General features: G+C 28.5%; 16 protein-coding genes. 12 read left to right on the forward strand and 4 right to left on the reverse strand.

What is annotated here, in order from left to right:
* The first annotated feature begins 344 nt into the window (after positions 1–344).
* The 3 genes from metK (at position 345) to QM495_RS10440 (ending at position 3,661) form a co-directional block, all read left to right on the forward strand.
* Entirely contained in the window at positions 345–1,601 is a 1,257-nt protein-coding gene (gene metK, locus QM495_RS10430) for a methionine adenosyltransferase (protein ID WP_408672049.1), read from the forward strand.
* Positions 1,602–1,675: 74 nt separating this feature from the next.
* Positions 1,676–2,356: a Crp/Fnr family transcriptional regulator gene (locus tag QM495_RS10435; protein ID WP_408672050.1), complete on the forward strand. Its 681-nt coding sequence runs from the start codon at positions 1,676–1,678 to the stop codon at positions 2,354–2,356.
* Between the two features lie 60 nt (positions 2,357–2,416).
* A complete protein-coding gene (locus QM495_RS10440) occupies positions 2,417–3,661 on the forward strand; it encodes a spondin domain-containing protein (protein WP_408672051.1) in 1,245 nt (414 codons plus the stop codon).
* Between the two features lie 43 nt (positions 3,662–3,704).
* On the opposite strand, the gene QM495_RS10445 is transcribed toward QM495_RS10440, so the two are convergent.
* Positions 3,705–4,028, reverse strand: coding sequence for a TraR/DksA family transcriptional regulator (locus tag QM495_RS10445; protein ID WP_408672052.1), 324 nt, complete (start codon positions 4,026–4,028; stop codon positions 3,705–3,707).
* A gap of 55 nt (positions 4,029–4,083) precedes the next feature.
* Positions 4,084–5,196: a LytTR family transcriptional regulator DNA-binding domain-containing protein gene (locus QM495_RS10450; RefSeq protein ID WP_408672053.1), complete on the reverse strand. Its 1,113-nt coding sequence runs from the start codon at positions 5,194–5,196 to the stop codon at positions 4,084–4,086.
* Between the two features lie 123 nt (positions 5,197–5,319).
* Here QM495_RS10450 and QM495_RS10455 point away from each other — a divergent pair, with 123 nt between their 5' ends.
* The 6 genes from QM495_RS10455 to QM495_RS10480 all read left to right on the forward strand — a co-directional run bounded on the left by QM495_RS10455 (position 5,320) and on the right by QM495_RS10480 (position 9,708).
* Positions 5,320–6,903 carry a hypothetical protein gene (locus tag QM495_RS10455; protein WP_408672054.1) on the forward strand — a complete coding sequence of 528 codons (1,584 nt, stop codon included), beginning with the start codon at positions 5,320–5,322 and terminating at the stop codon, positions 6,901–6,903.
* A 73-nt stretch (positions 6,904–6,976) separates the two neighbouring features.
* Complete coding sequence (locus QM495_RS10460) at positions 6,977–7,315, forward strand: c-type cytochrome (protein ID WP_408672055.1); 339 nt, start codon at positions 6,977–6,979, stop codon at positions 7,313–7,315.
* Positions 7,316–7,320: 5 nt separating this feature from the next.
* Positions 7,321–7,743 (forward strand): OB-fold protein, encoded by a 423-nt coding sequence (locus QM495_RS10465; protein ID WP_408672056.1) that lies wholly within the window; start codon positions 7,321–7,323, stop codon positions 7,741–7,743.
* Positions 7,744–7,747: 4 nt separating this feature from the next.
* Positions 7,748–8,290: a YceI family protein gene (locus tag QM495_RS10470; RefSeq protein WP_408672057.1), complete on the forward strand. Its 543-nt coding sequence runs from the start codon at positions 7,748–7,750 to the stop codon at positions 8,288–8,290.
* 5 nt (positions 8,291–8,295) lie between these two features.
* A complete protein-coding gene (locus tag QM495_RS10475) occupies positions 8,296–9,156 on the forward strand; it encodes a DUF5777 family beta-barrel protein (protein ID WP_408672058.1) in 861 nt (286 codons plus the stop codon).
* Positions 9,157–9,189: 33 nt separating this feature from the next.
* Positions 9,190–9,708: a cytochrome P460 family protein gene (locus tag QM495_RS10480; RefSeq protein ID WP_408672059.1), complete on the forward strand. Its 519-nt coding sequence runs from the start codon at positions 9,190–9,192 to the stop codon at positions 9,706–9,708.
* Positions 9,709–9,803: 95 nt separating this feature from the next.
* On the opposite strand, the gene QM495_RS10485 is transcribed toward QM495_RS10480, so the two are convergent.
* Both QM495_RS10485 and QM495_RS10490 read right to left on the reverse strand, forming a co-directional pair.
* On the reverse strand, positions 9,804–12,473 hold the full coding sequence (locus tag QM495_RS10485) for a carboxypeptidase-like regulatory domain-containing protein (protein ID WP_408672060.1): 2,670 nt from the start codon (positions 12,471–12,473) through the stop codon (positions 9,804–9,806).
* A gap of 31 nt (positions 12,474–12,504) precedes the next feature.
* Positions 12,505–13,380, reverse strand: coding sequence for a GLPGLI family protein (locus QM495_RS10490; RefSeq protein ID WP_408672061.1), 876 nt, complete (start codon positions 13,378–13,380; stop codon positions 12,505–12,507).
* Positions 13,381–13,501: 121 nt separating this feature from the next.
* On the opposite strand from QM495_RS10490, the gene QM495_RS10495 reads away from it, so the two are divergent.
* The 3 genes from QM495_RS10495 to QM495_RS10505 all read left to right on the forward strand — a co-directional run bounded on the left by QM495_RS10495 (position 13,502) and on the right by QM495_RS10505 (position 16,325).
* The gene (locus QM495_RS10495; protein ID WP_408672062.1) at positions 13,502–14,974 is read left to right on the forward strand and encodes a sensor histidine kinase; all 1,473 of its coding nucleotides are present in this window, start codon (positions 13,502–13,504) and stop codon (positions 14,972–14,974) included.
* On the forward strand, positions 14,964–15,644 hold the full coding sequence (locus QM495_RS10500) for a response regulator transcription factor (protein ID WP_408672063.1): 681 nt from the start codon (positions 14,964–14,966) through the stop codon (positions 15,642–15,644). The genes QM495_RS10495 and QM495_RS10500 overlap by 11 nt, the downstream gene beginning before the upstream one ends.
* A 66-nt stretch (positions 15,645–15,710) precedes the next feature.
* Complete coding sequence (locus QM495_RS10505) at positions 15,711–16,325, forward strand: deoxynucleoside kinase (protein ID WP_408672064.1); 615 nt, start codon at positions 15,711–15,713, stop codon at positions 16,323–16,325.
* Positions 16,326–16,340: the final 15 nt, after the last annotated feature.

Consider the following 16,340-nt stretch of genomic DNA (forward strand, 5'->3'; position numbering starts at 1 on the left):
ATTTTTAATTAATATTTCAATTATAAGATTATAATTTTAATAAAAGCACTTTTTAATTTACCTCCTCCTATTATCCAATAAAGGTAGAAGTTCTAAAAATGGACTTGCAATATTTTGTCGATGGAAATAAAAACTTATATTTTTTTATTTTAAGATTTATTTAGCATCTTATTAGGGTTTAGGTATTTATTTTTTGTAAATTTGCAGTCTATAAAATCACGAGGAAGGATTTGAACTGATTGCAACCTCATTAAAAAATGCTAAAGCAGTAATTATTTACTTCTTTTAGCGACCAAAGCAATCTCTACATTTTCTTCAATTTAATAAAATATAATATAAAAAATATGTCATATTTATTTACATCAGAATCTGTTTCAGAAGGGCATCCAGATAAAGTTTCCGATCAAATTTCAGATGCATTAGTAGATAATTTTTTAGCATTTGATAAAGATTCTAAGGTTGCATGTGAAACATTAGTAACTACTGGGCAAGTTGTATTGGCTGGTGAAGTAAAATCTAAAACATATTTAGATGTTCAAAAAATAGCTAGAGACGTTATTAATAAAATTGGATACACCAAAAGTGAATATATGTTTGATGGAAATTCTTGCGGTGTTTTTTCCGCAATTCACGAACAATCACAAGATATAAATCAAGGAGTAGATAGAGATTCTAAAGAGCAACAAGGTGCTGGTGACCAAGGAATGATGTTTGGTTATGCTACTAAAGAAACTGAGAACTTTATGCCGTTGGCGTTAGATTTAAGCCATAAAATATTAGTTGAATTGGCTGAATTACGTAGAGAAAACAAGGATATTACGTATTTACGCCCAGATTCTAAAAGCCAGGTTACTATTGAATATACTGATGATAATGTTCCTTTTAGAATTAAAGATATTGTAGTTTCAACACAACACGATGATTTTGGGCCTAATGATGAAATAATGTTAGCAAAAATTAAAAATGATGTAATTACTATTTTAATTCCACGAGTAATTGAAAAATTGCCAGTCTCAATTAAAGCATTGTTTAATGAAAATATTATGTATCACGTAAATCCAACTGGAAAATTTGTAATTGGTGGACCACACGGAGATACTGGTTTAACTGGAAGAAAAATTATTGTGGATACTTACGGAGGAAAAGGTGCTCATGGTGGTGGTGCATTTTCTGGAAAAGACCCAAGTAAAGTTGATAGAAGTGCTGCGTATGCTACACGACATATTGCAAAAAATTTAGTTGCGGCTGGAGTTGCTGATGAAATTTTAATTCAAGTTTCTTATGCTATTGGAGTTGTTGAACCGATGGGTATTTACGTAAATACCTACGGAACAGCCAATGTTGAAAAATCGGATGGAGAGATTGCTGAACTTGTTGATCAACTATTTGATATGCGTCCTGCTTCAATTGAAGAACGATTAAAACTTAGACAACCAATGTATTTAGAAACAGCAGCTTACGGACATATGGGGCGTATTAATGAAACTGTTACTAAAACTTTTAAAAATGTTGATGGTACTGAAAAAACCATTGATGTAGAGTTATTTACTTGGGAAAAATTAGAGTATGTTACTAAAGTAAAAAAAGTTTTTAACTTGTAAAAGTTAAGATTAAATATTATTAACTTTAAAAAATTAATAATATTTATACAATAGTTCACCAATATAAATCACTCATGGATGATAAAATATGGTATTTAGAAGAGGTTAATTTATTTAAAATTATATGCCCACACTATTATGCTGATTATAAAGAATCTCATGAATTTGACTCTTACTCTAAAAAAGAATTTATTTATTTTACAGATGAGCCATCCACCAAGGTTTACTTAATAGATAAAGGAAGAGTTAAAATTGCATATTATACAGAAGAAGGGGAAGAGGTAGTAAAAGCAATACTTTCAAAGGGAGAAATTTTTGGTGAAAAAACAATTTTAGGAGAAACAAAACATAATGAATTTGCTCAATCTTTAGATAAAGAAACCTCTATTTGTTCAATATCTACAAATGAACTCGAAGGTTTAATGTTAGAAAACAGAAATCTAAGCCTTAAATTATACAAATTTATAGGTTTAAGGTTGAAGCGTTTAGAAAGACGATTAGAAATAATTTTATTTAAAGATGTAAGACAAAGAACTATAGAATTTATTCAAGAACTAAACGAAGACTATGGTAAACGGCTGTTAAATGAGGAAATTTTAATTAAACACCCTTACTCACAAAAAGATATTGCTTCTCTTATTGGAACTTCAAGACCTTCATTAAATATTGTTTTAAATAACTTAAAAGAAGAAGGCATTTTATCATTTAGTGGAAAAGAAATAATTTTAAAAAATTCAAAAGTGTTAGATAGCTAACAGTTTATTTTTAGAGTTCAACATAATTTTGCTGTATTATTAATTTAAAACAACGCAATTATGAAAAGTATTTTTAAACTCACTACTATCACTTTTATTTTAATCTTTTTTTCATCGTGTACAGATGATGACAACGCTATTAATTTAATTTCAAAAAATTTTACAGTTACCATAGAAAATGTATTTGAAGCGAAAGACTATTTTGACTCTGGTACAATTTCTGAAGCTGGAATTGCTCCAGGAACGAGCACTTCTTTTTCTTTTAATGCAGGAAAAGGTCATTATTTACAATTTGGAATTATGTTTGTAAAATCAAACGATTTATTTTATGCTCCAAACGATGGCGGAATTGCTTTATATGATACAAATGGCAATGCTACAACAGGAAACATTACATCACAAATTAAACTTTGGGATGCAGGAACGGAAGTAAACGAAGCTCCAGGAATGGGTAGCAATCAACCAATGAACCAAAGCGGACCAAATACTGGGGTTGCCGAAAATGGAAATGTACATATGGTAAATGATGGCTTTTCATATCCAACTACTGAAAATGTAATTTCTGTTATGATTGCTCATAATGGAGGAACACTATTTACCGTAACAATCAATAATATTTCTGACGCGTCTTCCTTAGCAACGCCTCTTGCCCCTGGAACTTGGGTAATACATTCTGAAAACCAAAAACCAATGTTTACTAATGGGAATACCGCTTCTTTAGGTTTAGAAAAATTGGCAGAAGATGGCGATAATTCAGCAATGGATACAAATTTAAGTTCTAAAAGTGGTTTCTTTTCTCCTTTTGCTCCTGGAGCCTATTCAATTGGGACTTTAAATGAAATTTTTTCTATAGGAAACACAGCAAATGCAGCATTAGAAAGTTTAGCTGAAGATGGCGATCCTTCAGGGTTTACATCTGTTTTTAATACTCCTAATGGTAGTAATTCTCCCGGACCATTATTACCAAATAATACCTATTCATTTACTTTTACGGCAAATGAATCTGATAATCTTTCTTTTGCACTTATGTTAGTTCATTCAAATGATTGGTTTTTTAGTGCTGATACTATTGAATTATTTCCTAATGGAACTGCACTATCAGGTGATATTACTAGTTTGATAAAATTACTTGATGCAGGTACAGAAGCTGATGAATATGCTGGATCAGGAAATAATCAACCAGCAAGGCAAACTGGTGCGAATGTTGGTGTTTCAGAAAATGGGAATGTAACTGAAGAATCTAGTTTAAGTGAAAATATCCCAACACTTTCAGACATGATTAAAGTAATTATTACTTCAAACTAATTATTAAATTAAAAAACATCAGGATTTTAAATCTTGATGTTTTTTATTGAGCGCAATTCACACAAAATAAACTTTCAGGTCTAATTAAAATTCTTCCTAAAGGAATAGGCTGTTTACATTTTAAACAAATACCAAATTCATTACTTCCTAATTGAGAAAAAACACGTTGTAGATTTCTTAATTTACTTTCAGCTTGCCTAAGTGAAGCTTCCACTACACTTTTATTATTAATAGCATCCATTCTAGAAACACGTCCAATTGCGCAATCTGGCGCAATAGGTTTTGATAATTCTTTATATTCTTGAATTAATTTTTCAGTTAAAGAAATTTCATCAAGAAGTTTTTGTTTAATAGCGTCATTCTCCATTTATCAAAGATAGCTATAATTAAAAAAAAATGTGAAGGGTTTTACACAACTAATTTTACATGTCAAGCCATTTCTTAAATTCAGATGCTTTATTTTTGCTAATTATTATTGAAGTTTTAGAGTTTGGAATTGTATTAATTTTGAGCTGATTATTTCCATATCTAAATATTTCGTCAATTCCTTTTGCTGAAAGAACAAATTGTCTATTAGCTCTAAAAAATAACGTTTTATCTAAACTATTATAAAGTTCATCTAAACTGGAATTACTTGTATATTTTTTGCCATCTAAGCAAAATATTGTTGTAATTGAATGTTCCGTATTGATAAATGAAATTTCATCTACTTTCACAGAAATAAGTTTATCTTTTAAATAGGTTAAAATTCTGCTTTTTGTTTTAGACGTATCTTCTAAATCATCTTTTTCAATTTTCTCATTAATCTTATTTTTATAATTTGATAAATTTGAATTTAATTTAGAAAGTATTATAATTTCTTCAGCCAATTTTTCATTTTTAAGTTCTAATTCTTTCTCATAATAGTTTCCTAAAAACCGAACCACACTTAAGGATAATAGAATAATTACAACACCTGTAAGCACATAAACTAATGAAAAGTTAATTTTTAAATTATGTATATGTGTTTTTAACTCGCTTACATTTGCATGAGCTGCAATAATCCAATCTGAATTTTTAACAGGATATAAATATATAATTTCAGAATTTCTTTTTTCGTCTGAAAAATTTCTGATGCCTCCTACTTGCTTTTTTTGTTTTAATAAATTATAAAAATCTTGAATATTTATATCTTCTTTAATTGGTTTTACATAAGATTCATTCGGATTAGTTTGCTGTCCAATTTTTTTAGGGTTTGGATGACAAATTTCAACTCCAGACCAATCAAACATACACACAAAACCGGCTTCTATATTTGTTCCTTCAATACTATTTTGAATATTACTTACAATTACATCTTTAGATATTCCATTTTCAATTTGAAACGAAACCAACTTTGCTAATTCTCTAGCTTCCCGTTTACTAGATTGGATTTGAATTTCTAAAAATTGATTGGTACTCACCTTTACCAAATAAATCATACTTAAATAGCCAATTGCAAATACAATAACAGAAAGCGCTAATAAAGTAAACAAGTATAAATTATCTTTTTTCATAAGTTTTAAGTCGATTTTTTCTTCTTTAACTGCAATTTTTCCCTTTTGACCTAACTAATTTTTAATAATGAAAGTATTCAAAGGTTATTTGCATCAAACTTAATTAAAATTAAACATTAAATTATGAAAAAATCAATTCTATTTTTATTTCTAGTATCTTCTTTAACATTATTACAAAGTTGTGATGATAATAATGATGATTACGATCCACAACCTCAACCTACAGGTAATTCCATTAAATTAGCTGATAGTGCTACTTTTGGAAAAATACTAACTGATGCAGAAGGATTTTCACTTTATTTCTTCTCAAAAGACACAAAAGATACTTCCGAATGTTTAGATGGGTGTTTAAATATATGGCCTATTTTTTATACTGAAAATATAACTACAGATTCTGGATTAGATATTGCTGATTTTGATACAATTATAAGAACAGATGGTGTAAAACAAACTACTTACAAAGGATGGCCTTTATACTATTTTGCAAGTGATACTACTACAGGTGATACCAATGGAGACAATGTAAACAATGTTTGGTTTGTTTCAAAACCAGACTATTCATTAATGTATGCTAACTCGCAATTAATAGGTCATGATGATAAAAATTACACAAGTGATTATACCGAAGGAAATGGTTTAACACCTTATATTGTAGATGTTAATGGTAATACATTATATACTTTTAGCCACGATACTAACAATAAAAATAATTTCACAAAATCAGATTTTTCAAATAATGGTGTTTGGCCAATTGCTGAAATTAGTTTAGATAAAATACCAAGCATTTTAAATAATGATAATTTTGGGACAATTGATGTATTTGGTAAAACTCAAATAACTTATAAAGGGTGGCCTTTATATTACTTTGGGCAAGATGCTGAACGTGGCGATAACAAAGGAATTAGTTTTCCGGCACCAGGAGTTTGGCCAATTGCTAATATAGACACACCTACAGCACCAGCTGCAAAGACAATTAAATTAGCTGACAATGCTACTTTTGGGAAAATTATAACGGATGCAGAAGGAATTTCACTTTATTTCTTTTCAGATGATTCTAAAGGTTCTTCAGCGTGTTTAGATGGCTGTTTAAATGCTTGGCCTCTGTTTTACTCTGAAGATTTAGTTGTAGATTCTGGGCTAGATATTGCTGATTTTACAACAATAACACGAACCGATGGAGCAAAACAAACTACTTATAAAGGATGGCCTCTATATTATTATGTTAGTGATGTGAACGCTGGAGATACACTTGGAGATAATGTTGGAAATGAATGGTTTATAGCAAAACCAGATTATTCATTAATGTATGTATACGCTCAATTAACAGGTCTTGATGGAAAAAATTATTTGAATGACTATACTGAAGGAATGGGTGAAACTGGATATATTGTTGATATTGATGGCAGAACGCTGTACACTTTTAAAAATGATAAGAACAACACCAATAACTTTACAAATGAAGACTTCTCAAATAATGGGGTTTGGCCAATAGCTGAAATTAGTTTGGACAAAATCCCAAGCAATTTAAACGTATCTGATTTTGGAACTATTAACGTATATGGTAAAACTCAATTAACTTATAAAGGATGGCCTTTATACTATTTTGGGCAAGATGCTGAACGTGGAGATAACAAAGGTATTAGTTTTCCTGCACCAGGAGTTTGGCCAATTGCAAATATAGATACACCTATAGCACCAACAAATTAAATTTCTGATTGTTTACAAATTAACTAAAGATTGCGGTTACACTTTGGCCGCAGTCTTTTAAATCATTTTAATTATGAAAAAAAATGTTTTACACATCTTAATAGCATTTCCAATTATACTATTCTCCTCTTGTGAAAATAATGTTGAAGACATTGACGAGGGAATAGTTGATGACTGCAATCCCGCTATTTCATTTACACAACAAATTAAGCCTATTATTGATACTAACTGTTTACAATGTCATAATGGGAATCAATTTCCAGATTTAAGAACTTACCAGTCCATAAAAAATAATATAACAATTATAAAGGAAGAAATTGAGAGTGGGAGAATGCCACTTGGAGGAAGTTTAACAACTACAGAAATTGAAGCTATTGTTTGTTGGGTTACTAATGGTTCACTAAACAATTAAAGCTTATGAATCGTCACAAACTAAAAATAATTATTGGACTATTTATAATAGTTATAATTATTTCCATACTTGGAATTAATAAATATAATAAACCTCATTTAGATGTTAGAACCTCAAATGTAGCCTTCACTTATACGCCTACAAAACTTATAAAAGAATATCAAAAAAATGAAGGAATAGCAACAAAAAAGCTTGCAAATAAAATACTTCAAATTGAAGGAGATACTTATACAATTTCAACTCTTAAAGGAAGTAGCATTATAACTTTTAATAGTGAGGCATTAGCATCTAGTGTGATTTGCCATCTTCAACCTCAAGAAAATACTAAAATATTAAACCTTAAAAAAAATCAATACATTACTATTAGAGGCATTTGTACAGGATATTTGTTAGATGTTCTAGTGGTAGAATGTGTATTAGTTAATTAAAAAAATGAAAGCACTTTGTACATTTATTTTTGCTTTACTAATAGTTAGTCAAGTAAAATCACAAGATAAATTTTTAACTAAAACAGGTTATATTTTCTTTTTTTCACACTCATTAGTAGAAGATATTAAAGCTGAAAATAATCAAGGGTTAAGTATTATTGATACAAAAACAGGTGAAATAGCAATCCAAGTTTTAATGCGTTCATTTAAGTTTGAAAAAGCGTTAATGCAAGAGCACTTTAATGAAAATTATATGGAATCTGACACCTATCCTAAAGCTATATTTAAGGGTGCTATTTTAAACTTTGATAAACTACCAACCCAACAAACAACAGTTAATATTGTTGGAAAACTTACCGTTCACGGTAAAGAAAAGAAAATTAAAACCAAAGCCATTCTCCAATCTACTTCTAATGAAATTATCTTACGTGGAAGTTTTATGGTTGAAGTTGCTGATTTTGACATAAAAATACCTTCAATTGTGATTAATAATATTGCTAAAATTATTAAAATTTCATTTGAATTTCATCATACACCTTATAAATAAATATCATGAAAAAAATAATACTAATCATTTTTATTGTAGGGTTTACAATAACTGGATTTACACAAGATTTATCATCAATTTTAGATCAAGAAACAGCAAAGGAAACAACTGTTATATCAGCAACATTTAAAGGGACACGATTACTAAATGGACACTCCATTGAAACTAGAAAAAAAGGAGTTTTTGAATTTTTAATTTCGCATAGATTTGGGAGAATTAATTCAGGAGCTTATAATTTATTTGGTTTAGACCAATCTAACATACGCTTTGGTTTTGAATATGCCTTGTCAGATAATCTTACCGTTGCATTAGGTAGAAGTTCTTTTGAAAAAACATATGATAGTTACCTTAAATACAGATTGATAAAACAAAAAATAGGTGAAAAACCATTCCCGTTTAGCGTTACCTTTTTTGGAAGTGCTACAGAGAAAACATTAAAAGATTATGCACCTGACAAAAAACCAACATTTGTTAATATATTAACGTATACAAGTCAGCTTTTAATTGCTAAAAAATTCAATTCTAATCTTTCATTTCAATTTTCACCAACCTATATTCATTTTAATACTGTAAGAAAAACTGAGGATTCAAATGGTGTTTTTGCGATTGGTTTTGGTGGCCGAATGAAAATAAGTAATAGAGTTTCAATTAATGGGGAGTATTATTATAATCTAGATCCATTTAAATCCATAAATGCTCAAAATAGTTTAGGGTTGGGAATTGATATTGAAACAGGAGGACATGTTTTTCAATTAATATTCACAAATTCAAGATCAATGATTGAAAAAGGCTTTATAGCTGAAACTACTGGGAATTTTTTTAAAGGTGATATTCATTTTGGTTTTAATGTATCAAGAGCATTTTAAAAATAAATAATTAAAAATATAAGTATGATAAAAATGAAATTAATAGTACTGTTTGCAGTTGTTTTAATGGCTTCGTGTTCTCAAAAATCTGATTACCAAGTAATATCAAAAGTTCCAAATTTAATGATGTCTGAAAATGGATTGAAGTTTAAAGAAATTGAAGATTACAAAAATTATAAAATTGTAGCAACACATTTTAGAACAGACAAAAATGAATTGCGATATGTTTTAGTCAATGAAATTGCATTTAAACCATTTACTAATAATGAAGTATTACCTGAAGGAAGTAAAATTGTTAAAATTGGCTGGAAAGTTAAAAAGATGTCCAATTTTGGGGTTGCATTAGAAGCTGATAGCTTACAACGAATAGAATATATGATTAAAAATTCAAAGCGGTTTAAAAACAACCCTGGTAATTGGGGTTATGCAAGATTTGTTAAAGGCAAGAACGAATACAAAAGTTGGGACAAAGGGACCGCGAGTTGTGTTGCTTGTCATAATATTTCTAAGGATAATAATTTTGTATTTACAAAATATCAAAAGCTGTTTTAATACTTACTCCAACTTCAAGTGTGTAGTTTAAAATAACAAAGGTCAGGCTAACCCTTTAAGTCTGACCTTCTTTGATTTTTAATTTAATTAACGCCCTACAAATTATACTTCACTGAAAATAGATAAATTCTTGGCTGAATATAGTATAATGATGTTAAGTTACTGTCAGATATTTCATTATAACTATCGGTATTCATTGATGTGTTATTTGTTAAATTATCTGCTGAAATTTTAAACTCCCACTTACTATCCTTTTGCTGATAATATAAATCTGCATTTAAAAATGAATATGTATTTTTAATGGTGTTTTCATCGTTTTTATAATTATAATAACTATAATCTGCCGTTAAAATAAAGTTTTTAAAAAAACCTATTTCCATATTTGCAAAAGGTCTATCGGTTGTACTTCCTGTATTAGAGTATTCAGCGAATGATTTTTGATAACCAACTTCAAAATTAGGTGCATCTTTAAATTTACTTGCAATGCTTGCCTGATAATTATGTGAAATTGATTTTGAGCTAATGGCTTGATTATTTACAATATTATTGAATTTGGAATTGTTAAAACTAGCTCTAAAATTTGTTTTTAATCGGCTATAAGTTTTACCATATCTAAAAGAAGCTGAAAATGTTTCATCGGCTAAATTTGAATTTACTGGAGTTGAAATTCTATCAACACCAATCAATTCGGTACTATTTTTTATACCATCAACTTTTTTAGTATAATTAATAGAAGCATGAACATTTGTAAATGAAAACATACTAAAACTAAAATAGCTCAACGAATATTTGTGATACAATGCATTTTCCAACGCTCTATTACCTTGTTTAAGTGAATTATAATTAGATAAAATATATCCTTCAGCTATATTATTAATATCTGAAAATTGTGTTGTTATGGAATAATTAAAACGTAAACTTTCGGAGGATTTAAATTGTAAACGTGCGTATAAATCTGGTAAAATTTTTATTGTATTTTCTTTTTCTACAGTTCCTAACTGTGTATCTTTTGTAATGTAATTATGAACACTTACACCTGGATTAAACGTTAATATACCCGAAACCATTTTATAATTTAAGCGTAAAAATAAGTCAGAAAAATTATAATTAGCATCATTGTTTAAACTAGCATCCGTAAAGTTTAATATTGAACCATTTGCTAACGTTTGATTGATACTAGATGTTAATGATTGCTTGCTTAGTGTTGTGCCTAAAGTTAAATTAATATTACTTTTTGGTGTTAGCAAATAAAAATAATCCAACTTAGCATCAAACTTATTTGTAGTTGTTTTTTTATTTTGAATTATATCTATTAATTCTTCTGTGTTATCTGATGGAATCACTAAAAAAGGTTGTGTAGTTGCAAATGAATTATATAAAGGTTCATCTTTTTCGTAATTATGTTGAATTTCAGCTGCAAAAATATTTTTATCATCAATGGTATAATACAAATTAAAATTTTGATTTAAAGAAAATGGTGTTTCTTCTTTATTAGTATCTACAGCACCTCTTTGAGTAGAATTTACATCCATTAATTCAGTCTGTTTTGATGTTTTACCAAAAATATCATAATCTATATGCACATTGGTGTTTGGCTTGTAGGTTGTACTAAATTTTAACATTGCCAAAGTACTTCCTTGTACTGCTCTTGTGTCGCTATCTTCAGTTAAATTTAAATTATTATATACCGTATTAGATTCGGTAAACATATTAGTTTCTGAATCATTTACTATCGCAAAACCATTAAAATCAATAGTTTTATTTGGTGCCATACTAAAGTTTAATGCTCCAAATTTTGAAATAATTTCTTGTGCTTTGTTATTTTGAACGGTCATAAATCCTAAACCACCTGATGAAACATTGAAACTGGTTCCACTTCCACTCATACCACCACGCAAACCTCCAGTAAACCTAAAATAATCACGCATTGTAAAAGGGGTTTCTCCAATATTATTGAAATCGGCTAGTATATTTATACTTTTTTCTGGACTGTAGTAGAACAGTTTTGGTTTTGCAATATATTTTTCATTATCACCAGCGCCTGCATTTACTTCTCCAAACCAAAAACGTTTTTTACCTTGTTTTAATTTAATATTTATGGCAATATTATCTTCATTATTAGTAACACCACGCATTCCAGCAACTTCATTATAGTTTTTTAAAACCTGAACTTTATCTATGGCAGATGCAGGAATATTTTGAGTTGCTAATTTAGTGTCTCCATCAAAAAATTCTTTCCCTTCTACTAAAATTTTTTGAACTTTTTTACCTTCAACTTCAACTTCACCATTATCATCAATATCTACTCCAGGTAATTTTTTAAGAATATCTTCTAACTTTTTTTCTTTTCCCGAAGTAAACGAATCGACATTATAACTTATGGTATCTCCAACAATTTTCACTGGCATTTCATACGTAATTTCAACTTCATTTAAGGCTTCACTAGATTCATTTAAAACAATATCTTTTTTTAAATCTTTTAAAGAGTTATCTATTGAAATATCAATACTTTTAGTATTAAAACCTAAATAACTTACTTTTAAAGTATATTCTTGGCTATCTTCTAAACTTAATTTATAATGGCCATTTGTACCTGTGATAGAATACGATTGTAAAAATTTTGTTCCTTTTTTAAAGGCAATTACATTTGCCATTTCTAAAGGTTTTCCTGAAGCATCTTTAACTACACCTTCTAATTTTACGTTTTGAGAAAAAACAAGAAACGGTACAAGAGTAAATAATAAAAGAGTTGTGACTTTTTTCATAAAAATATTTTATAATTTGAAATGGATTTAATTATCCTCCTATTCTAATATGTCTTCCGCTGCCACCACTTTTTTTACGTTCATTTCCCATTCTTTCTCTCATTTCTTTCATTTTTTCTCCAATAATTGTATCGTACTCTTTTTGAGTCACTACTTTCCCTTTTTTAGGCTCAGCTATTTCTGATTTTTCTTTAGGATTCATTACTATTTTAGTACATAACATTTGTGTGTTTCCTGCACTTATTTCTAAAATTAATCCTGGTAAACCCCAATAATCTCCAGGCCCGTGACTCACAGGAATATCTAGTGTGTACCAAGCTGTAACAATTACCAATTCCATAACATTATCTTTTGGTGCTGCTTCTTTGGCTTTTTCCTTTTCTTCATTATTATTTCTTCTTCCAAATCTGAAATTATTTTCTCGAACTGGCACTTCAATTACTGTAGTAGCTTTAAAGCATAAATTTTGGCCAATCATTTTAGTTTCTTGCTCCATTTTCCACTCATAAGTCTCTAAATCATCTTTAATTAAGAAGTTTTTACCGCTAAATTCAGTGGCTTTTGTAGAAGTTTTTGTTTGTGTATTTTTATAATATTTTCCTGAACCTGTTCCGCCAAACATCATCATTCTCATTCCTCCTCTACCTCCTGCTTGATCTAATTTTGCTTCTTCTTTATAAATTGATGCCGTTTTATTAAAAGTTAGTACAAACGTTTTTTCAAGTCTGCTTTTCATCATTTCTTTAATACGTTTAATTCTATCGGCTGGAATTCCTGAACCTGCTAAATCCATTTCCATTTTTGTTTTTGTTTGATAAACTGCTTTCCCTTGAAAATCTTGAGCTGATACAATTGCTGTTGCTAAAAAAATTACAACTGCAAAACTTTTAAATAATACGTTTTTCATTTTTAAAGTTTTAATTTATTCAAACACAAATATAATTTCTTAATTTAACTTTAACCGTTAATTAGTGTTAACTACTGTTAAGCAATTCGGATAATACAATTTATGTACTTAACTTTGGAATATGAATAAGAAAAACTACAAATGGGTTGTTTATTTTATTGGTATTACGGTAATTACAACAATTGCTGTACAAGTGTATTGGAATTATAGAGAATACCAAATTAACAAACAAAACTTGATTAGTAAAGTACAGTTGAGTTTAGATAATTCGGTAGAAGCTTACTTTGTTAACTTAACAAAATCTGGGATTATCACTTTTAAATCGATAGACCCTGTTAACTCTAAAGAAAAAACAGATACTATTTTTGTTAGAACAAATTCTAGAAGGGATTTACGAAAAAAAATGGATAGCGCTATCTATTCAGTGGCTAAACTAGAAGGCGAAAAACCTATTTTAGTAAAATCACTCAGAAATAATACATTTCCATTTTTTACTGCAAATCATACATTCCCAAAAAGTATTGATAGTTTAATTTCTAAAGTATTTGTTTCAATTTCAAGGGATACACTCGACTTAATTAAATTAGATTCTTACTTAGTTAATGAATTTAAACGAAATAATATTGAGGTTACTTATGGATTAAAATACAACTATCACTTCCGGCATTTTAAAGATAGTATTGTCGAAAAAACAATTAACTTTAAATTAGATAATTTCCCGGAAAAACACTTAACAACAATATCAAATTCTACCTATTTGCCTCACAGAAGCAAGTTGGAATTATTTTTTACTAATGAAACTACCACACTTTTAAGGGCTTCATTTATTAGTATTTTACTTTCATTATTACTATCAATAAGTATTATTGCAAGTTTAATTTATTTACTTAAAACTATCTACAAACAAAAACAATTAGCCGAAGTAAAAAACGATTTAATTAGTAATATTACTCATGAATTTAAAACGCCTATTGCTACCATTTCTACAGCATTAGAAGCCATGAAAAATTTTAATGCTTTAAATGATAGAGTGAAATCTGAAAAATATATCTCTATTGCACATTCCCAAGTTGATAAACTAAGTGTAATGGTAGAAAAAATATTGGAAACTGCTACTCTTAATCAGGAAGAGTTAGTTTTACATAAACGACCTATTAATATTGGGAATTTAATTGAAGACGTTATAGAAAAATATAAAATTATAAACACTAAAAAAACCTTTATATTTAAAAACAACTTAGATAATATTAAATTGAATTTAGATGAATTTCATTTTGAAAATGCGATTGGAAATATTTTAGATAACGCAATTAAATATGGTGGAGACACCATTAATTTAGAATTAAATTCAGAAAAAAATCATATTATTATACTTATTAAAGATAATGGTAATGGAATTTCTAAGGCGCAAAAAGATAAAGTTTTTGAACAGTTTTATAGAATTCCAACAGGAAACACTCACAACGTAAAAGGCTTTGGTATTGGATTGTATTACACCAAAAAAATAATTGAAAAACACGGTGGATACATCAATATCATTTACGATAAAAACAATAATACGTTGTTTAAAATTGAATTGCTAAATGAACACTAAAATTAAAATATTATTAGCTGAAGACGAACCTTCATTAGGACAAATAATTAAGGAGAGTTTAGAAACTCGTAATTTTGAAGTATTACTTTGTGAAAATGGTGAAGTAGCTTACAACACTTACAAAACTGAACAACCTCTATTACTTGTTTTAGACGTGATGATGCCAAAAAAAGATGGATTTACTTTAGCCAAAGAAATTAGAAAAGAAAACTCAGAGATTCCAATAATATTTTTAACAGCAAAATCCCAAACCACAGATGTTGTTGAAGGGTTTAATTTAGGTGGAAACGATTACCTGAAAAAACCATTTAGTATGGAAGAACTTATTGTTCGTATTAATTCCTTATTAAAAAGAGGTAAATCTGAATTAAATTTAGAAGCAATTCATATTGGGAATTATATTTTCAACCTAAAAAAACAAACACTACAATTAAATAATACTGTAGAAAATTTAACACATAGAGAAGCACAACTGCTGTTTCACTTAACAAAAAATAAAAATCAAGTTTTAGAACGATCTTTTATTTTAAAAAAATTGTGGGGAGACGATGACTTTTTTAATGCAAGAAGTATGGATGTGTTTATAACCAAGCTTCGTAAAAAATTAAAAAATGATCCTGCTGTTCAAATAATTAACGTACGTGGTTACGGCTATAAATTAATTTATTAACAGTTTAATTTTGAATACAAAAATTAATTAACTTTAGCTTTTTAAATTTATACTTAAAGAATAATTATGCACGTAGCAATTGCTGGAAATATTGGAGCCGGAAAAACAACTTTAACAAAACTTTTAGCGAAACATTATAAATGGGAGCCCCATTTTGAGTCTGTAGATGAAAATCCGTATTTAGATGATTTTTATAGCGAAATGGAACGATGGTCCTTTAATTTACAAGTGTACTTTTTAAATAGTAGATTTCGACAAGTTTTAGAAATTAGAGAAAGTGGAAAAAGTATCATTCAAGATAGAACTATTTACGAAGATGCTAGAATTTTTGCTCCAAACCTGCATGCAATGGGTTTAATGCCAAATAGAGATTTTAACAACTACGAATCGCTTTTTGAATTAATGGAACGTTTAGTTACTCCACCAGATTTATTAATTTATTTAAGAGCATCTATCCCAACTTTGGTTGGACAAATTCATAAAAGAGGACGTGATTATGAAAACTCCATTAGCATTGATTATTTAAGTAGATTAAATGAACGCTATGAAGCTTGGATTTCAAAATACACCAAAGGAAAATTATTAATTATTGATGTAGATGATTTAGATTTTGTTGATAATCAAGAAGATTTAGGTTCTGTTATTGACAAAATTGACGCTCAAATAAACGGATTATTCTAACTATAAAAACTTTAA

Origin of the sequence: Lutibacter sp. (genome assembly GCF_046055765.1) — a bacterium.
GTDB lineage: Bacteria > Bacteroidota > Bacteroidia > Flavobacteriales > Flavobacteriaceae > Lutibacter.